17 protein-coding genes, 1 other RNA gene and 1 riboswitch are annotated in these 23,825 nt (G+C 30.2%); of the genes, 13 read left to right on the forward strand and 5 right to left on the reverse strand.

Going from position 1 to position 23,825, the window contains the following annotated elements; translation table 11 throughout:
• Positions 1–165: 165 nt before the first annotated feature.
• From GQS57_RS16730 to GQS57_RS16740, 3 genes are all read left to right on the forward strand, one after another.
• Positions 166–531, forward strand: a complete 366-nt coding sequence (locus GQS57_RS16730) for a helix-turn-helix transcriptional regulator (protein WP_205860290.1) — start codon at positions 166–168, stop codon at positions 529–531.
• Positions 532–699: 168 nt separating this feature from the next.
• Positions 700–2,004 (forward strand): LuxR C-terminal-related transcriptional regulator, encoded by a 1,305-nt coding sequence (locus tag GQS57_RS16735; protein WP_165734014.1) that lies wholly within the window; start codon positions 700–702, stop codon positions 2,002–2,004.
• A gap of 156 nt (positions 2,005–2,160) precedes the next feature.
• Positions 2,161–3,474 carry a LuxR C-terminal-related transcriptional regulator gene (locus GQS57_RS16740; RefSeq protein WP_165734016.1) on the forward strand — a complete coding sequence of 438 codons (1,314 nt, stop codon included), beginning with the start codon at positions 2,161–2,163 and terminating at the stop codon, positions 3,472–3,474.
• A gap of 159 nt (positions 3,475–3,633) precedes the next feature.
• Here the strand turns inward: GQS57_RS16740 and GQS57_RS16745 are convergent, their stop codons facing one another.
• Both GQS57_RS16745 and GQS57_RS16750 read right to left on the reverse strand, forming a co-directional pair.
• Positions 3,634–4,764: an ABC transporter substrate-binding protein gene (locus GQS57_RS16745; RefSeq protein WP_165734018.1), complete on the reverse strand. Its 1,131-nt coding sequence runs from the start codon at positions 4,762–4,764 to the stop codon at positions 3,634–3,636.
• Positions 4,764–5,801 carry a GMP reductase gene (locus GQS57_RS16750; RefSeq protein ID WP_165734020.1) on the reverse strand — a complete coding sequence of 346 codons (1,038 nt, stop codon included), beginning with the start codon at positions 5,799–5,801 and terminating at the stop codon, positions 4,764–4,766. Before GQS57_RS16750 ends, GQS57_RS16745 begins: the two co-directional genes overlap by 1 nt.
• Positions 5,802–5,876: 75 nt before the next feature.
• Positions 5,877–6,123, forward strand: a riboswitch (cobalamin riboswitch).
• Positions 6,124–6,260: 137 nt separating this feature from the next.
• On the opposite strand from GQS57_RS16750, the gene GQS57_RS16755 reads away from it, so the two are divergent.
• On the forward strand, positions 6,261–8,198 hold the full coding sequence (locus tag GQS57_RS16755; protein WP_165734022.1) for a TonB-dependent siderophore receptor: 1,938 nt from the start codon (positions 6,261–6,263) through the stop codon (positions 8,196–8,198).
• A 64-nt stretch (positions 8,199–8,262) separates the two neighbouring features.
• On the opposite strand, the gene GQS57_RS16760 is transcribed toward GQS57_RS16755, so the two are convergent.
• From GQS57_RS16760 to GQS57_RS16770, 3 genes are read right to left on the reverse strand one after another with little or no spacing between them, the layout of a single operon-like run.
• Positions 8,263–8,775 carry a hypothetical protein gene (locus GQS57_RS16760; RefSeq protein WP_165734024.1) on the reverse strand — a complete coding sequence of 171 codons (513 nt, stop codon included), beginning with the start codon at positions 8,773–8,775 and terminating at the stop codon, positions 8,263–8,265.
• Between the two features lie 3 nt (positions 8,776–8,778).
• A complete protein-coding gene (locus tag GQS57_RS16765) occupies positions 8,779–9,498 on the reverse strand; it encodes a DUF3307 domain-containing protein (RefSeq protein ID WP_165734026.1) in 720 nt (239 codons plus the stop codon).
• A complete protein-coding gene (locus GQS57_RS16770; protein WP_165734028.1) occupies positions 9,495–10,277 on the reverse strand; it encodes a sigma factor-like helix-turn-helix DNA-binding protein in 783 nt (260 codons plus the stop codon). The genes GQS57_RS16765 and GQS57_RS16770 overlap by 4 nt, the downstream gene beginning before the upstream one ends.
• A gap of 239 nt (positions 10,278–10,516) precedes the next feature.
• Between GQS57_RS16770 and GQS57_RS16775 the strand changes: the two genes are divergently transcribed.
• From GQS57_RS16775 to GQS57_RS16815, 9 genes are all read left to right on the forward strand, one after another.
• Positions 10,517–12,838 (forward strand): ATP-dependent helicase, encoded by a 2,322-nt coding sequence (locus GQS57_RS16775; RefSeq protein WP_165734030.1) that lies wholly within the window; start codon positions 10,517–10,519, stop codon positions 12,836–12,838.
• Between the two features lie 215 nt (positions 12,839–13,053).
• The gene (locus GQS57_RS16780; RefSeq protein WP_165734032.1) at positions 13,054–13,716 is read left to right on the forward strand and encodes a DUF4290 domain-containing protein; all 663 of its coding nucleotides are present in this window, start codon (positions 13,054–13,056) and stop codon (positions 13,714–13,716) included.
• A gap of 3 nt (positions 13,717–13,719) precedes the next feature.
• Positions 13,720–15,030, forward strand: a complete 1,311-nt coding sequence (gene murA / locus GQS57_RS16785) for a UDP-N-acetylglucosamine 1-carboxyvinyltransferase (RefSeq protein ID WP_165734035.1) — start codon at positions 13,720–13,722, stop codon at positions 15,028–15,030.
• Positions 15,031–15,068: 38 nt separating this feature from the next.
• Positions 15,069–15,617 carry an HNH endonuclease gene (locus GQS57_RS16790; RefSeq protein WP_165734037.1) on the forward strand — a complete coding sequence of 183 codons (549 nt, stop codon included), beginning with the start codon at positions 15,069–15,071 and terminating at the stop codon, positions 15,615–15,617.
• A gap of 91 nt (positions 15,618–15,708) precedes the next feature.
• Positions 15,709–16,257: a nucleotide exchange factor GrpE gene (locus GQS57_RS16795; protein ID WP_165734038.1), complete on the forward strand. Its 549-nt coding sequence runs from the start codon at positions 15,709–15,711 to the stop codon at positions 16,255–16,257.
• A gap of 129 nt (positions 16,258–16,386) precedes the next feature.
• Positions 16,387–17,529: a molecular chaperone DnaJ gene (dnaJ, locus tag GQS57_RS16800; protein ID WP_165734040.1), complete on the forward strand. Its 1,143-nt coding sequence runs from the start codon at positions 16,387–16,389 to the stop codon at positions 17,527–17,529.
• Positions 17,530–17,718: 189 nt separating this feature from the next.
• An RNA gene (gene rnpB / locus GQS57_RS16805) (RNase P RNA component class A) lies at positions 17,719–18,021 on the forward strand.
• Between the two features lie 234 nt (positions 18,022–18,255).
• Positions 18,256–21,033, forward strand: coding sequence for a bifunctional aconitate hydratase 2/2-methylisocitrate dehydratase (locus tag GQS57_RS16810; protein WP_165734042.1), 2,778 nt, complete (start codon positions 18,256–18,258; stop codon positions 21,031–21,033).
• 463 nt (positions 21,034–21,496) lie between these two features.
• Positions 21,497–23,764 carry an aconitate hydratase gene (locus GQS57_RS16815; protein ID WP_165734044.1) on the forward strand — a complete coding sequence of 756 codons (2,268 nt, stop codon included), beginning with the start codon at positions 21,497–21,499 and terminating at the stop codon, positions 23,762–23,764.
• Positions 23,765–23,825 lie beyond the last annotated feature (61 nt).

The following is a 23,825-nucleotide window of genomic DNA, read 5'->3' on the forward strand; positions in this document are numbered from 1 at the left end:
ATTGAAAGAATGGTAGTTGCCAAACCAGTTTATCAAAATCAAATAAAACAGAAGCTAAACGTATAACTCAATAAAAATATTTATACAAAAATTTTGGTTTTTGCAGAGTCTCTTCTTTTATTCTCTGCAATTGATTTTTTTATTTTAAAATTTATTGGAATAACGGTGATAAATATTGATTCTATATCTATTAAAATTGGTGCTTTTTTTGAAATGATAATTCTTTCTTTTGGAGTGCTGTATAGAATGAAAATGTTAATTAAAGAAAATGATTTTATGAAAAATGAAATCATAAACTATTCTAGAGAAATTGAAGTTCTTTCTGTTAATATAAAAGACGATTCTAATTCAGATAGTATAGGTAATCTAAGCATTAGAGAAAAAGAAATATTTGATTTAATCGTTTTAGGGAAATCAAATAAAATAATTGCAGATGATTTAAATATCTCTATAAATACAGTTAAATTTCATGTCAAAAATATTTATGGAAAATTAAATATTAAAAGTAGAAAAGAAGTTTTAAAAATTTAAACTATTTTAGTAATATGTAAGTTCAATTCATAAAAAGGAAAATTTACGTTAATATTAAAACAATTTATAAAGTATTTATTTAAAACGTAGTAGATATTTTTCTTATGTTATTGTTTGGTTTCTTATATGTCTATCTATATAAGGTCTTCTATGTGAAAAAAACTAATAATGAAAATTAAATTACTCTTAATATTTCTTTTTATAGTTGGGTTTAAAACTTTTTCTCAGTCTGATGTTTATTATTTTAAAGATGCTAATAGCAGTTTAACTTATAAGAACATTGCTCAAGAAGAATTTAAACCCTTAGATAAAGAAGTTTTAGAAAAAAAGTCTGAAGCTACTTTCTGGTTTAAAATCCCTGCTAATAATACTGACTTAAATTATATATTTAGAATTAAAAGTATAAGAGCCACTAATGCAAAGGCGTATCAAAATTTAAGAGAAATTAAAAAGTTGAGAAACCAAAGGTATTCATCTTTTAAATTTTCTAGAGAATCGCCAATGTATGTAAAAGTTAGTTCTAATTTTAGTTCCTATTTTCCTGTTGAATTAAATACAGTGGAAGATGCTGCTTTTGAAGAAAAAATACAATTACTGATTGATGGTTTTTATTATGGAGTCGCTTTTTTGGTAATTCTGTTCAGTATTAATTATTTCTATTTTTTTAAAGACAATTCATTTTTATATCATGCCTTTTTATTGGCAAGCTTAACGCTTAGTTTTATTTTATCAGATGGTATTTTGCATTTATTTAATGTAGATGAAAAAAATATTGAATTTTTAATTCTTTTAAATTATGTGATACTCGCTTATTGCTCTTCTAGATTTGCTAATGGTTTTCTGTTATTAGATGATTATTATCCTAAAGTAAAAAATTATACCTATATCATAGGTGCTGGTATTATTCTGTTTGTAATTTTATTTTTAATTTTTAAAAAGAATGATTTATATATAATCTTAAGTATTTTAACAGCAATACTTTTATTTGTATATTGGTTTTTAGGTGTATTACTTTTTAAGGAAAATACGCATACTAAATTATTTACGTTTTCTTATGTAATTATATTGTTTAGCGGAATAGATTTTTATATTTTAAAAAATTTCGGAATTTCTTTATTTGAAACCAATGCCACTAACTTAAAAATTGGTGGTTTTATACAGATTATAATCCTTTCATTTGCTGTGATATATAGGGAAAAGGATTTAAGAAAGTATAACTCTTTAATGAAGCAGGAGATTATAAAGTTTTCTGAAGAAATAGAACAACTTACATTACAAGAGGAACCTATAAAGGTAAAGTTAGATGTTTTAAGTTTTAGAGAAAGAGAAATTTTTAATTTAATTGTATCCAGTAAATCAAATAAAGAAATAGCAGCTGAAGTAAATATCTCTGTAAATACCGTTAAATTTCATGTCAAAAATATTTATGGAAAATTAAATATTAAAAGTAGAAAAGAAGTTTTAAAAATTTAAGCTATTTTTAAGTGCTAATTCATAAAAAGAAAATTTACGTTAATATTAAAAAAGTGTATTGTGTTTATTTAAAATTTAGTAGTAGTTTTTCTTAATTTATTGTTTTTTAGTTTCTTATATGTATGTGTAAGATGTTGTACTTGAAAAAAACTACGAATGAAAATTAAACTATTATTAATCTTTCTTTTTATTATTGGATTTAAAACTTTTGCTCAATCTGGTGTTTATTATTTTAAAGATACTAATAGTAGTTTCAGTTATAAAAATATTAATAAAGCAGAATTTAAACCTTTAAAAAAAGAGGTTTTAGAGAAACACTCTAGTGCTACTTTTTGGTTTAAGATACCTGCTAAAACTACGGCTTTAGACTATCTTTTTAGAATAAAAAATATTAGAGCGATTAATGTTCATGCATATCAAAACTTTAATGAGATTTCTAAATTAAATAATGAAAGATATGTTTCTTTTATGTTTTCTAGAGAAGACCCAGTATTTATAAAAGCGAATTCTAATTTTAGTTCTTATTTTCCTGTAGTATTGAGTACCGTTGGTGAGGGGAGTTTTAAAGAAAAACTACAATTAAGTATTAATGGTTTTTATTACGGAGTTGCTTTTTTAGTGATTCTTTTTAGTATCAATTATTATTACTTTTTTAAAGACTCTTCCTTTTTTTACCATGCTTTTTTATTAACGACTATCACTTTTATTTTCGTGATTTTTGACGGTTTCTTAAATTTTTTTAATGTTGACCAGAAAAAAATAGAACTCCTAATTCTATTAGATTACATTTTATTAAGCTATGCTTCTTTAAAATTTGGAAATAGTTTTCTCTTGTTAGATAAGTATTTTCCAAAAGTAAAGAAATATACTTTTGCTTTGTTTTTGATAATCGTTTTATTAGTAATCTCATTTTTTATTTTAAGAGTAAATCAATTATATATAATTCTAAGTGTTTTTACACTACTACTTTTATTTATCTATTGGTTTTTAGGTGTTCTACTTTTTAATAAAAATAACTACACGAAGCTCTTTGTGTTTTCTTATGCCATTTCATTATTTAGTGGGTTAGATTTTTTCGTTTTAAAGAATTTTGGAGTTTCATTATTAGAAACAAATGCTACCAATTTAAAAATAGGAGGCTTTGTACAAATTATAGTATTATCATTTGCTGTTTTGTTTTGGGAAAAAGATTTAAGGAAATATAATTTCTTTATGAAAAATGAAATTAGAAAGTTTTCTAAAGAGATAAAACATCGTACAATACAAGAAGAAGCTTTAAAAGTAGATTTAAATAATTTGAGTTTAAGAGAAAGGGAGATTTTTGACTTAATAGTCTGCAGTAAATCAAATAAAGAAATAGCAGCTGAAATAAATATTTCTGTAAATACTGTAAAATTTCATGTGAAAAATATTTATTTAAAATTAGATATTAAAAACAGAAAAGAAGCTTTAACATTAAAAAAGTCATAAAACACTAGGGTTTTAAGGTAAACCACCCAAATACTACCCAAATACTACCCATAAAATAAATAGAATTAGTTATTATATATAGTACATTTGAAATATAAAATTAACCCCCCAATAATTTTAATTGTAAAGACCTTCAATATTTCTATTGAAGGTCTTTTTTTATTTCATTTTCTCAAAAAATGTCATTTTATAATCGGGTAATAAATCTGGATTTGTAATTTTAATAAAATCTTTTAAAACTAAATCAGGTCTCGTGGCAGCTAATTCATAATATATAATTCCGCCCGTTTTTCCTTTCTTAATTGTTGAAGTGTAAATTTCATCATTTTTAAAAGCATCAAATTCTGCATAAATTTTATTACTTTGTAATAATTGTTCTTTGGTAGAAAAGAACCCTGGAGAAATCCAATATTCAGCATTTTGACCTTTATCAAAAATACTTTCAAAACTTAAAGACAAACTTCCTTTTCCTTTTGTGTGTTTCCATAAGTAGTTAAGGTTTGCATCTTTTATAAATTGTGCTACAAAACTTTCACCTGCAGGTAAATTCCAAATATCTTTACTCATGATTGCACCAGACAAAATGGTTGGTTTTTTGGTTGATTTTAGTGCGATTTGTTTTGCTACTAAATAATTACTTTCAATTACTTTAAAAATACTATCAGCTTGTTTTTCTTTATCAAAAAGAACACCAAAAAACTTAATCCATTCTGCTCTTCCTAAAGGAGTTTCTTCTAACCAATCTCCATTATAAATTACGTTTATTCCCGCTTTCTGTATAGTCGTTAAGCTTTTGTCTGCCGAAGAAACACTATAACCAACTACTAGTTCTGGTTGTAAGTCTAATAGTATTTCAGTATTTAAAGAGGTTTCTTTACCTATTTCTTTTATTTTTCCTGCATCAATTAACTGTCTTGTTTTTTCTGATGATACATATCTAGCATAGGGAAAACCGATAATTGAGGTTTCTTCGTTTAACAACTCAACCATAGGAATATGAGTTGTAGAAGTAACTACAATTTTTTGAATAGGAGTATAGATGGTATTTTCTAAAGGTGTATTTTTTTCTGATTTATTTTTAATAATATATTCAGAAACTTCTTTAGAATTTTGATAGGCAGATTTTATAACCAACTTTTTAACGCCATTATCCTCTACAATATCAAATCCCTTAGCGTATTTAATACTACTTTCTGCTTGTGTATGATTATCAACTTTAACAATCTCTTTCTTACAAGAAACTGTTATCAATAAAAATAATAAAACAGGAATTAACTTTATGTTTTTCATTATGAATACACTTGATTTTCTTGTTCTTGAACTCTAATAAAAGTAGTTCTTTTAGTCAATTCTTTCAGCCTGCTTGCACCAACATACGTACATGTAGACCTAATTCCGCCTAAAATATCTATAACAGTATCATCTACATTTCCTCTGTAAGGAACTTCAACCGTTTTTCCTTCGGATGCTCTATAATTTGCAACGCCACCAACATGTTTGTTCATGGCAGTTGTAGAACTCATTCCGTAAAAAGCTTTAAATTTATCTCCATTTTTTTCAATCAGTTCACCTCCGCTTTCTTCATGTCCAGCAAGCATGCCGCCTAACATTACAAAATCAGCACTTCCACCAAATGCTTTAGATAAATCTCCAGGAATTTTACAGCCACCATCAGAAATAATTTGTCCGCCCATACCATGTGCTGCATCTGCACATTCTATAATAGCAGAAAGTTGCGGATAACCAACCCCTGTTTTTACACGTGTTGTACAAACAGAACCAGGACCAATACCTACTTTAATTATATCAGCGCCAGCTAATAATAATTCTTCTACCATTTCTCCAGTAACTACATTACCTGCAATAATTACTTTATTAGGGTGATCTTTACGCATTTTCTGAACAAAATTCACAAAATGTTCTGAGTAGCCGTTAGCAACATCAACACAGATAAAGTTTATTTGAGGAAATTCAGATAAAATTTCTTTTACTTTTTCAGAATCGTCTTTACCTGTTCCGGTACTAACGGCAATATTGTTTAGTATTTTTTCATCAGCTTTTGCTGCAAATTCTCTCCATTCTTCTATAGAATAATGTTTATGAATTGCAGTGAAAAGGCCATGTTTTGCAAGTGCTTTTGCCATTTCAAAAGTACCAACAGTGTCCATATTTGCAGCCATTATAGGAATTCCTTTCCAAACAACATCGCTGTGTAAAAAAGTAAACTCTCTTTCTAAACTTACTTGTGATCTCGATTTTAATGTAGATCGTTTTGGGCGAATCATTACATCTTTAAAACCTAACTTTAATTCATTTTCTATTCTCATTTCTATCAAAATTATCAATCCTTAAAGGTATAAAATTTGGAAACGAATTAATTAGATTGTTCATAAGAATGCATATATATTTGCAACGATTTTGGTTTTGATGTAGAAATAATTTACATCGAATTAAAAGGGAATCTGGTTGAAATCCAGAACTGTTCCCGCAACTGTAAGTTTATACTAAGCTTGTGCTGAGTTTATTTCAGCATCATTTAGTACCTCTTTAGAGGATGTTATTAATTCTTTTACCACTGACATTTTTTTGTTGGGAAGGTATAATAACATAAAACGAGTCAGGAAACCTGCCATAAATCACGAGTTTAAAACTTTCGGGATAAAGGTTTATGTACTAATTCTATTTTGTACACAAATTTACCTGATTTATTTAGATTCCTTGTTTAACAAGGAGTAATCATTATTGTTTTCTTGTAAAAGAAGAAGACTTAAATTAAATCATTAAAAATGAAAAAACAATTATTAATTGTTGGTGTTTTGGCATGTAGTTTTGCTAGCACAAATCTTTTTGCACAGCAAAAAGAAAAAGTAGAGGCTTTAGATGAAGTTGTTGTTACAGCAACAAAATTCAATCTAAAAAAAGAGAATACCGGTAAGGTAATTCAGAAAATTACTCAAAAAGAATTGCAACAAAATGCTGGTAAAAATGTTATTGAAATTCTAAATAATGTTGTTGGTATTGATGTTAGAGGTGTAAATTCTAATGCATCAGAACCAAGAAGTATTAATATTAGAGGAGGAAGAAATAGGCAAGTTTTAGTTTTAATTGATGGTGTGCCGGTTACAGATCAATCTGCAATTAATCAACAATTCGATTTACGTTTATTAGCCGTTAGTCAAATAGAGTCTATTGAAATTTTAAAAGGTGCATCATCTACATTATACGGTTCTGGAGCAGCTACTGCAGTTATTAATGTTGTTTTAAAGAAAGCATCAGAAGATAAAATTTCTGGTTCTTTTGAAACAAGTGTTGGTACAAATAATACCGCAAATGTTAAAGGAAGCGGATTGTCTGATAACAACCAAAACGTAAGTTTAAACGGTACTTTAGGGAAACTTAATTTCTTAGGTTCTTTTAGTATTACTGGAACAGACGGAATGTCTGCTGCAAAAAGTAAAACAAATGCTGTTTATGAAAATGATAGTTTTTACAGTAAAAATGCATTGTTAAAATTAGGTTATGCAGTAAATGATAAGTTTTCTATAGAGACTTTCTTAAATTATGATGATTTTGATTATGATTTTGACGCAGGGGCTTTTTCTGATAGTGATGTAAATACAGGAGATCAAGAGCAGTTTAGAGTTGGTGTAAAACCAAAATACACTTATAATAAAGGAGAAGTTTACTTATTAGCTTCTGCAAATGTGGTAGAAAGAAATTTAGAGCAATTCAATTCTTTTGCTGGTACTTTAGACAACTACGAATTTGTTGGTAGAAGTGTAAATTTAGATTTAGTAAATAGATATGATTTTAAGGATGGTAAAATTCAATTAATTACAGGTTTAAATTATCAAATTCACAGTAATAATACAGTTACTCCTTTTGCAGAAATTGAAAAAGGAATTGCAAATTTTAATACTGTAGATCCTTATGCAAGTGTAGTGTATATAACAGATTTTGGTTTAAGTGCCAATGTAGGTGGACGATTAAATATTCATAATGTATATGGTAATCATGCAGTTTATGACGGGAATCTTGCGTACTCAGTTTTAAAGAATGAAAATGCTTCTATTAAATTATTAACTTCTTATAGTACAGCTTTTATTACACCAAGTTTGTATCAATTATATGATGGTTTTTCTGGTAATTTAGATTTAAAACCAGAATCTAATGAAACTTTTGAAGCAGGTTTTGATGTAAATTATAAAGATTGGCTTCAGTTTGATATGGTTTATTTTAATAGAAAAGAGGAAGATGCAATTATTTATGATAATGCTACTTACAAATATGGTAATGGTTCTTCTGATGCAAATGGTTTGGAAATAAATACAAATATTACGCCTCTTAAATTTTTAACTGTTAACGCGTCTTATACGTATGTAGATAAAGATAATACAGAAGATTTTAACGATTATATTCCTGCAAATAAATTTGTAGCTGGTTTAGATGTAAATGCTTTTACAAATACATTCTTTAATATTACTTATAAAAATGTAGGTGATAGAAGTATTTTTGATAGGTATGGTTCTTTTGGAACTGCTGGAGAAGATGTTACTTTAGAGAGTTACCAAGTATTAGATTTTGCGGCTAATTATAAATTATTAGAAGATACTGTAACTTTATTTGGTGGAGTTACAAATATTTTAAACGAAGATTACGATGATATTTTAGGATTTTCTACACGTGGTAGAAACTTGAAATTAGGAGTAAGACTTCAGTTTTAACAAAGGGAAATTTGCTATTTTCGAAAAGAGGAAGAAGACCATCTATTTTAGATGGTCTTTTTTTTTACAATAATTTTTTCACTTCATTTTTAATAAAACTAATAGCGGTATCTGTTGGTGGTAATGTTTTAGAGTAGTCTATAATCACCTTTTCGCGCAATTCATTAGCTGTTTTTGCCGTTTCTGCAACTTGTCTTAATTTATTAATAATAGTATTTTTTGTAGCTACAACTGCTGTCCAGGTATCATCTGTAATATACATTTGCTGTACTAAATTGTGTTCAAATTCTTGATCTATATTTGCAATCAACAATTGTAAATAATCTTGAGTGCCTTCTGTAATTGGTTTAATTCTCACCAACATTTTAACAGGGTTAATACGCTCACAAAACAACAACATCCTTTCGTAAGCTTGTAGTTTTATAGGTAAAGCTTCTTTTTTTCTTTGAGATAGTAGCGCTATTTTTTCATCAGAACTTAGCTTTATGATCAATCTGTTAAAAATATAATAGGCAACTAAACCAGTTATCACAGCGGGTAGAATATAAGCAATACTTTCTATTAGTTTGTCTTCCATAAATTAGATGAATTTTAAAGTGTACAAATATAATACTCCTAAAAAGATAGCAATACCAAAACTTAATAAAGTACCAATTAAAATATATTCCGTCAATTTTCTGTCTTTTGATGATGTTAAATCTCCAAACCTAAAAACAGATTTTGCTGCTAGTAGAAAGCCGATAGCTTCCCAATGATTGGTAATTACAAACGTAAAAACAAACAAACGTTCTAGAATTCCAATATAACGACCTGCTTTTGCAAGAGAATCATCATTTTCTTTTTTACTTTCAGGATTCCATTGTGTAATTATTATTTTGATGATAATTGCAGAAACAAAAATAACCAACAGTAAAAAGATAATCAATAATAAGAGTTGATCTGTTATGAGGTTTTCTGTTGATAAAGAAAAATCTACATAAAAGGAAGTAGCAAATACTAATATGGTAAGATGTAAAACTTGATCTATAAAAAACCAAATTCGTTTTGTTTTCTTTTTCTGTAGATAGAGTTTTAAAAGATCTATACTATAATGAGATATTATAATTAATAGAAAAGCAAGCCAGTATTCTTTAAGGTTAAATTGAAGTATCAATACTAAAAATAATGCATGAAGCGCAATGTGATAATATAACTTTACCGACTTTACCTTCTTTTCTTCTTTGTTTTTAACCCATTTTTCTGGTTGAAAAACAAAATCGCCTAAAATGTGAGCTAATAAAAGTTTTAGAAATAAAATCATTTTGATTTTTCTTTTTTAATTATATTTTCAATTTTTACATTATTTTCATCATTTAGAGTATATTTAAAGTTATCCATTTCTTTTTTTCTATTTTCAGTACGAACCTTTAATTTTTTTATTGTATCAGATAAAATATCATTTTCTTCATATACTTGGAATTCCATTTCTTTTTTTATTTTTTGATTGATAATTTTTCTAAAACGTTTTTCTAGTTTCATAATAGGTTCAAATCCAGCACGTTTTTGGCGTTCACTAACACGTCCTTGTGTAATTCCTAAAAGAGCTGCAATTTCATTTTGTGTGCTATTTTCCTTTTCTAAAGATATTTTAAATACTTCTGCAGAGTTTTTTGTCCAAGAATCCATGGTTAATAAAGCCAAATCAAAAGCTATATTTAGTTCTGCATCAACTTCTTGCCAGGGAGTTTTTATAGCAATGGTTTGCTTCTTTAGATAGGTGTCAAATGCATAACCAGAATTTATAAAAGCTTCTCCGTTAGATGCTGTAATTTCAGGAACATTAAATTCTTTTTCTCCGATTCCGATTCCGATTCTAACATCGATATTTTCTATAGATTTTAGATGAGATTTCAATTTTAAAGCTGCGTAAAATGCATTTTCACAGTTTTCTATTTCTAATTGAAAACTATCTCCTCTGTAAATCTGCCAATATTTTGGAGAGTCACCAAAAGTACTTAACGCCTCTTTTAGCGTTTCTAACCAAAAATTATCATCCTTCTTTCTAGAATTGATGATGTCGCCTGTTAAAATACTTGTCATTTGTAAATCTTAATTTTTAGCTAATATATCAATTATTAAGCTAAATAACAATATTATCTGCCTGTAAGCAGATATTTTAAATTATCTGTCTGTGGGCAGATAATTGTGTTTATCTGTTCTTAGACAGATATCTTTGGGTTTTCTTATGTAAAAATTGTGAATAAATAGTATTCATCTTCTTTTATATAAACGAATAGTTTGGTTAATTTCACGCTTTCAAATTCCTTTAAAATAAACCATTGAGCACATATTTAGATTCTTTAAACGAACCACAGAGACAGGCTGTCTTACAGAAAGACGGACCCATGATTATTATTGCTGGTGCGGGTTCTGGTAAAACACGTGTATTAACCTATAGAATTGCGCATTTAATGAAGCAAGGCGTAGATTCTTTTAACATTTTATCACTTACATTTACCAACAAGGCAGCCAAAGAAATGAAGGCAAGAATTGCCAGTGTTGTAGGTAATAGTGAATCTAGAAATCTGTGGATGGGAACTTTTCACTCCGTTTTTGCTAGAATTTTACGTACTGAGGCAGATAAATTGGGGTTTCCAACTAATTTTACAATTTACGATTCTCAAGATTCTGTTCGTTTAATATCAGCAATAATTAAAGAGAAAAATTTAAATAGAGAGCAATACAAACCAAAACAAATTTTAGGTAGAATTTCTTCCTTTAAAAATAGTTTAATAACGGTTAAAGCCTATTTTAATAACCCAGAATTACAAGAAGCAGATTTACATGCAAGTAGACCTGAAGTTGGTAATATCTATAGAACCTATGTAGACAGATGTTTTAAGGCTGGTGCAATGGATTTTGATGATTTATTGTTAAGAACCAATGAGTTATTAGCTCGTTTTCCAGAAACTTTGGCAAAATACCAAGATCGTTTTAGGTATATAATGGTAGATGAGTATCAAGATACAAATCATTCTCAATATATTATTGTGAGAGCTTTGGCAGACAAATTTGGTAACATTTGTGTGGTTGGAGATGATTCTCAGAGTATCTATAGTTTTAGGGGCGCAAATATTCAGAATATATTAAATTTCCAGAAAGATTATCCGGATGTAAAAACCTTTAAACTTGAGCAAAATTACCGTTCTACAAGTAATATTGTTAATGCAGCAAATTCTGTAATCGAGAAAAATAAAACAAAATTAGATAAAGAAGTTTGGACCTCTAATGATCCTGGAGAAGCTATAAATGTAATGCGTACCATTTCCGACGGAGAAGAAGGACGTTTTGTAGCTCAATCCATTTGGGAAAACCAAATGAACCATCAATTAACTCCAGATGATTTTTGTGTTTTGTATAGAACAAACTCACAATCTAGAGCTATTGAAGATGCGTTGCGTAAAAAAGGAATTGATTATAAAATTTACGGAGGAATCTCTTTTTATCAAAGGAAAGAAATAAAAGATATCTTATCTTACTTACGTATTTTAATCAACCCGAATGATGAAGAAGCGTTAAAAAGAATTATCAATTATCCTGCAAGAGGAATTGGTGCAACAACCATAGATAGGTTAACAATAGCTGCAAATCATTATAAAAAATCTATTTTCGATATTATTAAATATATCGATAAAATAGATTTAAAAATAAATACGGGGACTAAAAATAAGCTTCGTAATTTTATGACAATGATGCAAAGTTTGCAAGTAGAATCGCAAACAAAAAATGCATTCGAAATTGCTGAAACAGTTGTAAAAAAGGCACAATTAATAAAAGATTTAGAAAAAGACGGAATGCCAGAAGCAGTTAGTAAGGTAGAAAACGTTCAAGAACTTTTAAACGGAATTAAAGATTTTATTACGGATAAAATTGAAGAAGGTGGCGATACTTCTTTAACTACTTTCTTAGAAGATGTGGCGTTGGCAACAGATTTTGATGCTAAAAAAGAAGATGACAAACCATCTGTTTCTTTAATGACGATTCACCAGTCTAAAGGATTGGAGTATATGTATGTGTATGTTGTTGGATTAGAGGAATCTTTATTTCCTTCCGCAATGAGCATGAATACGCGAAGTGAATTAGAGGAGGAGCGAAGGTTGTTTTACGTAGCCATAACAAGGGCAGAAAAAGTAGCTTATTTAAGTTATGCGCAAACCCGTTATAGATGGGGAAAATTGGTAGATGCAGAACCTAGTAGATTTTTAGAGGAAATAGATGATCAGTATCTAAATTACATCACTCCAAAAAGTACCAACCCAGCAATCAATAACTTTGTAGATAAAAGTATTTTTGATGATGCTCCAAAAGGAATTCGTTTTCAAAAACCGATTCAACGTAAAAAAATGGAACGTGATTTGGTGAAGAAAAAAGAAATTATTATTCCTAAAAATCTAAAAAAGGTATCTCAAGCAACCTCAAAACCTAATTTATTTGATGGTAATATTGTTGTGGGTAATTTTGTAGAGCACAATAGATTTGGTACAGGAGAGGTAATTGGATTAGAAGGAAATGGACCAAATAAAAAAGCAGAAATTAAATTTGGTACTGTTGGTAAAAAGAAATTATTACTTCAATTTGCCAAATTAAAAGTAATTGGATAGCAAAAGACTATCTTAAACGGTGTTTTTAATTGTCATTTAAACTGTCTTTCCCTTGAAAAAGGGAATCTAATTAAAAATGAATCCTAAAAACTAAAAATAAATTGTTATTTTGCAACGTTAAATAACTACAAACTATAATTTTTCAGTTCTAGTGTTTTCTTTTGGTTAAAATGATAAAGGAAAATGTATCGAGAACACTTCTCAAAAATATAAAAATGACATTCGATTTAGAATACAATTCAGGAAGACCGTTAATGATAATACCAGAATACGGCAGACATATACAAAAATTAGTAGACCATTGTTTGGCTTTAGAAACTAAAGATGAACGCGATAAAATGGCAAAAGCTATTGTAGATGTTATGGGAAATTTGCAACCACATTTACGTGATGTTCCAGATTTTAAACACAAACTTTGGGATCAGTTATATATTATGGCAGATTTTAAATTAGATGTAGAATCTCCATACCCACAACCATCAAAAGAAGAATTACAAGAAAAACCAGAAGGATTAGCATACCCTAAATCTGCATCTAGATATCGTTACTATGGTAATAATATTCAAACAATGATAGATATTGCTTTAAGTTGGGAAGAAGGAGAGAAAAAAGAAGCTTTGGTATTTACCATTGCAAATCACATGAAAAAGTGTTATTTAAATTGGAATAAAGATACTGTAGATGATGCTGTAATTTTTAAGCATTTATTCGATTTATCTGATGGTAAATTAGATTTAAGAAATACAGAAGAAGAACTTTCTGAAAGTAAAAACTTGTTAAGAAAGCCACGTACACAAGGACAGGGGACTACCGCTACTAAAGGCACTTATAAGAAACCACAGCATAGCAATCAAAATAAAAATAGAAAAAGATATTAGTATATGGCATCATTTAAAATTGAAGGCGGTCATAAATTAAACGGAACCATTACTCCACAAGGAGCAAAAAACGAAGTTTTACAAATACTTTGTGCGGTTTTATTAACCCCAGAAAGAGTTGTTGTAAATAACGTTCCAGATATTATTGATGTTAACAAACTAATTTTTATTCTTGGTGAATTAGGAGTAAAAGTAGAAAAATTAAGTAGAAATTCTTATGCTTTTCAAGCGGATGAAATCAATTTAGAATATTTAGAATCTGCAGATTTTAAAAGAGACGGAAGTTCTTTGCGTGGTTCTATTATGATAGTTGGTCCACTTTTAGCTCGTTTTGGGAGAGGATATATTCCTAGACCTGGAGGAGATAAAATTGGTCGTAGACGTTTAGATACCCATTTTGAAGGATTTATACGATTAGGAGCAAAGTTCCGTTATAATAAAGAAGAACATTTTTACGGAGTAGAAGCAGAGGAATTATTTGGTGTAGATATGTTATTAGATGAAGCTTCTGTAACAGGAACCGCTAATATTTTAATGGCGTCTGTTTTAGCTACAGGAACTACAAAAATTTACAATGCCGCTTGTGAACCTTACATTCAACAGTTATGTAAAATGTTGAATTCTATGGGCGCTAATATCTCAGGGATTGGCTCTAACTTACTAATCATAGAAGGAGTAGATGCTCTTGGTGGTTGTGAGCACAGAGTTTTACCAGATATGATTGAAATTGGTTCTTGGATTGGTGTTGCAGTAATGACAAGATCTGAATTAACCATTAAAGATGTTAGTTGGGACAACTTAGGGCAAATACCTAATGTATTTAGAAAATTAGGAATTACACTAGAAAGAAAAGGAGATGATATTTATATTCCTGCACAAGAATCGTATGAAATACAGAATTTTATAGATGGTTCTGTTTTAACCGTTGCAGATGCTCCTTGGCCTGGGTTTACGCCAGATTTATTGAGTATCGTTTTGGTGATAGCAACACAAGCAAAAGGAACTGTTTTAATACATCAAAAAATGTTTGAAAGCCGTTTGTTTTTTGTTGATAAATTGATAGATATGGGGGCGAAAGTAATTTTGTGCGACCCACATAGAGCTACTGTAATTGGTATGAATTTTGAAAGTTCTTTAAAGGCGACTAAAATGACATCACCAGATATTAGAGCAGGTATCTCATTATTAATTGCTGCTTTATCTGCTAAAGGAACATCAATAATAAATAATATAGAACAAATAGATAGAGGTTACGAGAATATTGAAGCTCGTTTAAAATCTATTGGCGCTAAAATTGAAAGAATTGCTGAATAAGGAAAAGTTTTTTATTAATTTAAAAATACTTTTAAGTCATGATAAGAAGTTTGTGGAAAGAAGAATGGAAGCATATTAAATTTGATGAGAAAATTTCTGATGTAAAAAAATTTAAGATTTCTAATTTTGGAAGAGTGCTTTATTTTAAAGAAGATAAAGAATTTTTAAGAAATAAGAGTTTTATAAATGGATATGAAACTATTTATGTAAAGCAAATTGCTAATAACAAATCTACAAGTAGATATGTGCATAAATTGGTGGCAGAGCATTTTATAGAAAAAGAAAACGAAGATCAAATTTATGTTTTACATAAAAATTACGACAAAACAGATAATACTGTAGAGAATTTAAAGTGGGCAACTAAAAGAGAGAAAGAGTTGCATCAGTTTAAAAATCCTGTGTTTATAGAAGCTATTAAAAATAAAAAAACTAGTTATAAACTTACAGAAGGGAAAGTGAAAATTATAAAAAGGCAACTCAAAAATAAAAGAACAAGAATTACTATGATTGCCAAACGATTTGGAGTTTCAGATATGCAAATTCATAGAATTAAATCTGGAGAAAATTGGAGCCATGTTAAAATATAAAGAAGTTAAAAATAGTGTCAATCTGACACTATTTTTTTGTTGGCAACGTTTTTGCCTTTTAATAGTAGACATTTTAACGATTACAAAGATAATGAGTAAGAAAGATAACACCCAAGAAGAAGAAATAAAGAACGAACAAGAAACTGTTCAAGTTGAAGAAAATCAAGAAGTTGAAGTTGAAGTTGTAAAAGCAGAACCTACAACAGAAGAGTTACTTCAAACTGAAAAAGATAAGTTTTTACGTTTGTTTGCTGAGTTCGAAAACTATAAAAAGAGAACTTCTAGAGAAAGAATAGAATTATTTAAAACTGCTGGACAAGATTTAATGACATCTTTACTGCCAATTATAGATGATTTTGAACGTGCTCTGTCACATATTGAAGATGATAAAGAGGCAGAAGAATTAAGAAAAGGAGTGTTGTTAATTTATCAAAAATTATTTAACACTTTAGAATTAAAAGGATTGTCTATAGTAGAAACTAAAGCTGGTGATGTTTTTGATGCTGAAATTCATGAAGCAATTACACAAATTCCTGCACCATCAGACGATTTAAAAGGAAAAGTAATTGACTGTGTTGAAAAAGGATACAAATTAGGCGACAAAATTATTCGTTATCCTAAAGTGGTTATCGGACAGTAAAAAAGTATTCAGTTTACAATTAAAGTGAGCACATATGCAAAACTAATGTTGTAAACTAAAGAAGTATTAATGACAGTGAGCAGTGAGAACTGAAAACTATGACTAAATACTGAAAATTAAAAATAAAAAATGGCAAAACAAGATTTTTACGAAATATTAGGTCTCTCAAAATCTGCAACTCAAGCAGAAATAAAGAAAGGTTATAGAAAAATGGCGATCAAATATCACCCGGATAAAAACCCGGATGATAAAACTGCTGAAGAAAATTTTAAGAAAGCTGCAGAAGCTTATGAAGTTTTAAGTGACGAAAACAAAAAAGCTCGTTATGATCAATATGGTCATGCAGGTTTTGAAGGTCCACAAGGTGGCGGCGGTTTCGGCGGAGGCGGCATGAATATGGATGACATATTTAGTCAGTTTGGTGATATCTTTGGCGGCGGAGGCGGTGGCTTCGGAGGCGGCTTTGGTGGTTTTGGCGGTAGCGGAGGTCAGCGACAAGCTAGAGTTAAAGGAAGTAATATGCGAATTCGTGTAAGACTTACTTTAGAAGAAATAGCTAAAGGAGTAGAAAAGAAAGTAAAAGTTAGACGTAAAGTACAAGCAGACGGAGTTACTTATAAAACCTGTACTACGTGTAATGGTTCTGGACAACAAATGCGAGTTACCAATACAATTTTAGGTAGAATGCAAACTGCAACTACTTGTGGTACTTGTTCTGGTGCTGGAGAAATTATTAGCACAAAACCAAGTGAAGCAGATGCACAAGGTTTAATTATAAAAGAAGAAACTGTACCAATTAATATTCCTGCAGGAGTTACAGAAGGCGTACAGTTAAAAGTAGGAGGAAAGGGTAATGAAGCTCCTGGTAAAAACTCTGTTGCTGGAGATTTATTAGTATTAATTGAAGAAGTTCCTCATGATTATTTAAAGAGAGAAGGAACCAATATTCATTTTGATTTATATGTAAATTTCTCTGAAGCTGTTTTAGGAACAAGCAAAGAAGTTGATACTGTTACAGGTAAAGTAAAAATTAAAATTGATGCTGGTACACAATCTGGTAAAATTTTAAGATTAAAAGGGAAAGGTTTACCAAGTATAGAAAGATATGGTACTGGAGATTTCTTAATACATATTAATGTTTGGACACCACAAGAATTGAATAAAGAACAAAAACAATTCTTTGATAAAATGTCTGACAACGAGAATTTTAGACCAAGTCCAAATAAATCTGACAAGTCATTTTTTGAAAAAGTAAAAGACATGTTCTCTTAATAAAATGTTAATTTTAAATAAATAGGTGACTTTTTAAAATAAGTTGTATTTTATTTAAATATTTAATGTACATTTGTAGTGTTGCTGATTTTATCGGCAACACTTTTTCTTTTTCATAGCAATTTTTCCCACTCATTTATGAGTGGGTTTTTTTTATGACTAAAGATAAATTTATACTATAATATAGAAATTGCAGACTTATCTTATCGTCTTGTTTTTACAAGTAGGAAAGTCCGGACACCAAAGAGTATCATAGCGGATAACATCCGTCCAGCGAGAGCTGAGGACCAGTGCAACAGAAAGAATGTACAGTTAGGCTGTAGTGAAACCAGGTAAACTCTATGAGGTGCAATGCCATGTAAATTAGAGCTTGAGAGCTACTCGCTCGATTCTAAAGGGTAGGCAGATAGAAGTTACGAGTAATTGTAACTCTAGATAAATGATAAGAACCTTTTTAAGGTACAGGATTCGGCTTATTAGTCTGCATTTTCTATATAATTATTAAAACTTCAAAATAAATCAACAAACAATCCTTTTTGTTGATTTAAAATCAGTGTTTTACCGAATAACTTTTTTTTATTCATTAATTTACGCAATCTATTATTTATCTTTTAATTTTAATATAAAAAATGTAAGTTTGTCATACTAAAATAAATAAATAATTTTACAGTTTGTCTTTTCGTTTATAAGAATTAAAAAGGCCTACAGTAACTAAAGATTTCTTTCATGAGTATTTATAAAGACTACCTTAAGCAGATAGAAGAACGTAAAGAACAGGGGCTTCATCCACAACCAATTGATGGTGCAGAATTACTAAGCAAAATCATTGAACAAATTAAAGATTTAGAAAACGAGTACAGAGAAGAATCTTTGAACTTTTTTATATATAATGTTTTACCAGGAACTACAAGTGCTGCTGTAGTAAAAGCTAAATTTTTAAAAGAAATTATTTTAGGTGAATCAATCGTAAAAGAAATTACAACTTCTTCTGCTTTTGAGCAATTATCACACATGAAAGGTGGACCATCTGTAAAAGTGCTATTAGATTTAGCCTTAGGATCAGATGCTGACATTGCAAAACAAGCAGCAGATGTATTAAAAACACAAGTTTTTCTTTACGAAGCAGATACAACTCGTTTAGAAGAGGCATTTAATAGCGGTAATAAAATTGCCATAGATATTATTAAAAGTTACGCTAAAGCGGAATTTTTTACAAAATTACCAGAAATTGACGAAAAAATAGATGTGGTAACATTTATCGCCGGAGTTGGTGATATCTCTACAGATTTATTATCTCCAGGTGGTGATGCACATTCACGTTCAGACAGAGAATTACACGGTCAGTGTTTATTTGAGCACAATAAAGAACAACAAGCAGAATTAAAAGCAGTACAAGCACAGCATCCAGATAAAAGAGTGATGTTAATTGCTGAAAAAGGAACAATGGGAGTTGGTTCTTCTAGAATGTCTGGTGTAAATAACGTAGCATTATGGACAGGTATTAAATCTAGCCCATATGTACCATTTATTAATATTGCGCCGGTAATTGCTGGAACAAACGGAATTTCTCCAATTTTCTTAACAACTGTAGGTGTAACTGGTGGTATTGGTTTAGATCTTAAAAACTGGATACAACAAAAAGATGCAGAAGGAAACACCATTCGTGATGAAAACGGAGATCCTGTTTTAAAAGAAGAGTATTCTGTTGCAACAGGAACAGTACTTACAATTAATACAAAAGAGAAAAAATTATATAACGGAGATACAGAATTAAAAGATATTTCTGCAGCATTTACACCACAAAAAATGGAGTTTATGAAAGCAGGTGGTTCTTACGCTGTTGTTTTCGGTAAAAAACTACAAACCTTTGCTTCTAAAGTATTAGGTATAGATGTAGTGCCAGTTTATGCACCATCAAAAGAAATTTCTATTGAAGGACAAGGTTTAACAGCTGTTGAAAAAATATTCAATAAAAATGCGGTTGGTACAACTCCAGGTGCAGTTTTACATGCAGGTTCAGATGTTCGTGTAGAAGTAAACATTGTAGGTTCTCAAGATACTACAGGTTTAATGACTTCTCAAGAATTAGAAATGATGGCTGCTACAGTGATTTCTCCAATTGTAGATGGAGCTTACCAATCTGGTTGTCATACAGCTTCAGTTTGGGATGATAAATCGAAAGCAAACATACCAAGGTTAATGAAGTTTATGAACGACTTCGGTTTAATTACTGGTCGTGATCCTAAAGGGAAATATTTCCCAATGACAGATGTTATCCATAAAGTATTAAACGATCTAACAGTAGGAGATTGGGATATTATTATTGGTGGAGATTCTCACACACGTATGTCTAAAGGTGTTGCTTTTGGAGCAGATTCAGGAACGGTTGCCTTAGCATTAGCTACAGGTGAGGCTTCTATGCCAATTCCAGAATCAGTAAAAGTTACTTTTAAAGGACAAATGAAATCTTATATGGATTTCCGTGATGTAGTACACGCTACACAATCTCAAATGTTAAAGCAATTTGGTGGAGAAAACGTTTTCCAAGGTAGAATCATTGAGGTTCATATTGGAACATTGACTTCAGATGAAGCATTTACATTTACAGATTGGACTGCAGAGATGAAAGCAAAAGCATCTATCTGTATTTCTGAAGATGATACTTTAATTGAATCTTTAGAGATTGCAAAAGGGCGTATCCAAATCATGATTGATAAAGGAATGGACAATGCAGGTCAAGTTCTTAAAGGTTTAGTTGAAAAAGCAGAAAATAGAATTGTAGAACTTAAAACAGGAATTAAACCTTCTTTAAGACCAGATGCAAATGCTAAGTATCATGCAGAGGTTGTTATCGATTTAGATGAAATCGCAGAACCAATGATTGCGGATCCAGATGTAAATAATGATGATGTTTCTAAACGTTATACACATGATAACATCAGACCATTATCTTACTACGGAGGAACCAAAAAAGTAGATTTAGGTTTCGTAGGATCTTGTATGGTTCACAAAGGTGATATGAAAATATTAGCTCAAATGTTAAAGAACGTGGAAGCTCAATATGGTAAAGTTGAATTTAAAGCGCCTTTAGTAGTTGCACCACCAACCTATAATATTGTAGATGAGTTAAAAGCAGAAGGAGATTGGGATGTTTTAGTAAAATATTCTGGTTTCGAATTTGATGACAACGCACCAAAAGGAGTAGCACGTACAGGATACGAAAATATGTTATATTTAGAGCGTCCAGGTTGTAACTTATGTATGGGGAATCAAGAAAAAGCAGCACCAGGAGATACAGTAATGGCAACATCTACACGTTTATTCCAAGGAAGAGTTGTTAAAGATTCTGGAGAGAAAAAAGGAGAATCTTTATTATCTTCTACACCAGTAGTTGTATTGTCTACAATTTTAGGTAGAACACCAACTATGGCAGAATACGAGGCAGCTGTAGACGGTATTGTATTAACTAAATTTAAACCATCTCAAAAACAATTAGTGAGATAATCTTAAGGTTAAAAATTATATATAAAAGTCTGAGTTTAAAGCTCAGACTTTTTTTGTTCTTATTTATCTAACTTATTAATGTTTATAGACCTCACAGGTTTTAAAAATCTGTGAGGTCTTGATGGTTAAATATTCGTCTTTAATAATGATAACCTATAAGAAAAAGAAGTTATTTCGTTTTAGGTTTTTGGAGGTTCCCACGCCTAAAAAAGCGTGGTCGGGCTTTCTATTACAATCTTTTTGTTCATACTTCTCAAAAAGGATTTTCACTTCAATCCCTACCCCGAGCAATTAGCCTCTTTTGGAGTAATTGCTTATTCCAAGCAACTATTTTCTATCAAAATTATCTATTTCACTATCAGTATTAAATCTTTTCTAAGTAAAATTCAGTTATAAAACTATTAGATATTTTTGTATCTTAGTGTACTATTAATTATTAACAACTAAATTATATATAAATCTTATGGCATTTGATATTAATATGATTAAAAAAGTGTATTCTAACGTTGTAGAACGTGTGGATGTTGCTCGTAAACTAACAGGTAAACCTTTAACTTTATCTGAGAAAATATTGTATTCACATTTGTGGGACAAAAAGGCTAACAAAGCATATGTTAGAGGTAAAGATTATGTGGATTTTGCACCAGATAGAATTGCTTTACAAGATGCAACTGCACAAATGGCATTGTTGCAATTTATGCAAGCTGGTAAAAGTAAAGTTGCAGTACCTACAACAACGCATTGCGATCATTTAATACAAGCTAAGAACGGAGCAAGTATGGATTTACAATCTGCTCTAAATACAAGTAACGAAGTTTTTAACTTCTTAGAATCTGTTTCTAATAAATACGGATTAGGTTTTTGGAAACCAGGTGCAGGAATTATTCACCAAGTAGTTTTAGAAAATTATGCATTTCCTGGAGGAATGATGATTGGTACAGATTCTCACACAGTTAATGCTGGTGGACTAGGAATGGTTGCTATTGGTGTTGGTGGTGCAGATGCTGTAGATGTGATGGCGGGTATGGCTTGGGAATTAAAATTTCCTAAATTAATAGGAGTGAAGTTAACAGGTAAATTGTCTGGTTGGACTGCACCAAAAGATGTTATTTTAAAAGTAGCAGGTATTGTTTCTGCAAAAGGAGGAACAGGAGCTATTGTAGAATATTTTGGTGAAGGAGCTACCTCTATGTCTTGTACAGGTAAAGGTACTATTTGTAACATGGGGGCAGAAATAGGAGCAACTACTTCTACTTTTGGATACGACGAATCTATGGAACGTTATTTACGCGCTACAGACAGAAGTGATGTTGCTGATGCAGCCAATGAAGTAAAAGACTATTTAACAGGTGATGCAGAAGTGTATGCAAACCCAGAAGAATATTTTGACCAAGTTATAGAAATTAATTTGTCTGAATTAGGACCATTATTAAACGGACCTTTTACGCCAGATTTATCTACAAAAGTAGGAACTGATATGGCAAAGGCTGCTAATGACAATGATTGGCCATTAAAAGTAGAATGGGGACTAATAGGTTCTTGTACCAACTCTTCGTATGAAGATTTATCTAGAGCTTCTTCAATTGCACAACAAGCAATTGATAAAGGCATAAAAATGAAATCTGAATTAGGGATAAACCCAGGTTCTGAGCAAGTTCGTTTTACGGCTGCTCGTGATGGAATTATTCAAATTTTTGAAAAATTAGATGCTAAAATTTTCACCAATGCATGTGGACCATGTATCGGACAATGGGCGCGTTATGATGATCCAAAAAATGCTCCAAAAAATAGTATAGTACATTCTTTTAATAGAAACTTTGCAAAGCGTGCAGATGGTAATCCTAATACACATGCGTTTGTAGCTTCACCAGAATTAACAGCTGCAATTGCTATTGCTGGTCGTTTAGACTTTAACCCAATGACAGATTCGTTAATCAACGAAAATGGAGAACAGGTAATGTTAGATGAACCAACAGGTTGGGAGTTGCCACCTAAAGGATTTGCTGTAGATGATAACGGGTATTTAGCTCCAGAAAAAGATGGAAGTCATGTTCAAATTGCTGTAAAAGATGATTCTGACAGATTACAGTTATTAGAGCCTTTTACACCTTTAGGAAATAATTTAACAGGTGTAAAATTATTAATAAAAGCATTTGGTAAATGTACTACAGATCACATTTCTATGGCGGGACCTTGGTTGCGTTATAGAGGACATTTAGATAATATTTCTAACAACTGTTTAATAGGAGCTGTAAATGCTTTTGGTATGAAAACCAATTTTGTTAAAAACCAATTAACAGGTGAGTTTGGTGGTGTACCAGATACTGCAAGAGCTTATAAAGCTGCAGGTATAAAATCTATTGTGGTTGGAGATCATAATTATGGTGAAGGTTCTTCTAGAGAGCACGCTGCAATGGAACCTAGACATTTAGGTGTTGCTGCTGTTTTAGTAAAATCTTTTGCTAGAATTCATGAAACCAACTTAAAGAAACAAGGAATGTTAGGTTTAACATTTAATGATGAAGCAGATTACGATTTAATTCAGGAAGATGATACGTTCAACTTTGTAGATTTAAATGAATTTGCACCAGATAAACCTTTAACTATAGAAGTTGTTCATGCAGATGGATCTAAAGATATGGTTGTTACAAACCATACTTATAATCAAGGTCAGATTGAATGGTATAATGAAGGTTCTGCCTTAAACTTAATTAAAAAAGAAAATGCTTAAAATTTAAGCGTTTTAAATATAAAACTCTCGAAGAAATTCGAGAGTTTTTTTGTTACCTGCA

It is taken from the genome of Polaribacter sp. 20A6 (assembly GCF_011378915.1).
GTDB lineage: Bacteria > Bacteroidota > Bacteroidia > Flavobacteriales > Flavobacteriaceae > Polaribacter > Polaribacter sejongensis.

Bases quoted from the DNA above. Each gene is read 5' to 3' on its own strand.
- GQS57_RS16735 (WP_165734014.1), top strand. From the start codon at position 700: ATGAAAATTAAATTACTCTTAATATTTCTTTTTATAGTTGGGTTTAAA.
- GQS57_RS16740 (WP_165734016.1), top strand. From the start codon at position 2,161: ATGAAAATTAAACTATTATTAATCTTTCTTTTTATTATTGGATTTAAA.
- GQS57_RS16745 (WP_165734018.1), bottom strand. From the start codon at position 4,764: ATGAAAAACATAAAGTTAATTCCTGTTTTATTATTTTTATTGATAACA.
- GQS57_RS16750 (WP_165734020.1), bottom strand. From the start codon at position 5,801: ATGAGAATAGAAAATGAATTAAAGTTAGGTTTTAAAGATGTAATGATT.
- GQS57_RS16755 (WP_165734022.1), top strand. From the start codon at position 6,261: ATGAAAAAACAATTATTAATTGTTGGTGTTTTGGCATGTAGTTTTGCT.
- GQS57_RS16760 (WP_165734024.1), bottom strand. From the start codon at position 8,775: ATGGAAGACAAACTAATAGAAAGTATTGCTTATATTCTACCCGCTGTG.
- GQS57_RS16765 (WP_165734026.1), bottom strand. From the start codon at position 9,498: ATGATTTTATTTCTAAAACTTTTATTAGCTCACATTTTAGGCGATTTT.
- GQS57_RS16770 (WP_165734028.1), bottom strand. From the start codon at position 10,277: ATGACAAGTATTTTAACAGGCGACATCATCAATTCTAGAAAGAAGGAT.
- GQS57_RS16780 (WP_165734032.1), top strand. From the start codon at position 13,054: ATGACATTCGATTTAGAATACAATTCAGGAAGACCGTTAATGATAATA.
- murA (WP_165734035.1), top strand. From the start codon at position 13,720: ATGGCATCATTTAAAATTGAAGGCGGTCATAAATTAAACGGAACCATT.
- GQS57_RS16790 (WP_165734037.1), top strand. From the start codon at position 15,069: ATGATAAGAAGTTTGTGGAAAGAAGAATGGAAGCATATTAAATTTGAT.
- GQS57_RS16795 (WP_165734038.1), top strand. From the start codon at position 15,709: ATGAGTAAGAAAGATAACACCCAAGAAGAAGAAATAAAGAACGAACAA.
- dnaJ (WP_165734040.1), top strand. From the start codon at position 16,387: ATGGCAAAACAAGATTTTTACGAAATATTAGGTCTCTCAAAATCTGCA.
- GQS57_RS16810 (WP_165734042.1), top strand. From the start codon at position 18,256: ATGAGTATTTATAAAGACTACCTTAAGCAGATAGAAGAACGTAAAGAA.
- GQS57_RS16815 (WP_165734044.1), top strand. From the start codon at position 21,497: ATGGCATTTGATATTAATATGATTAAAAAAGTGTATTCTAACGTTGTA.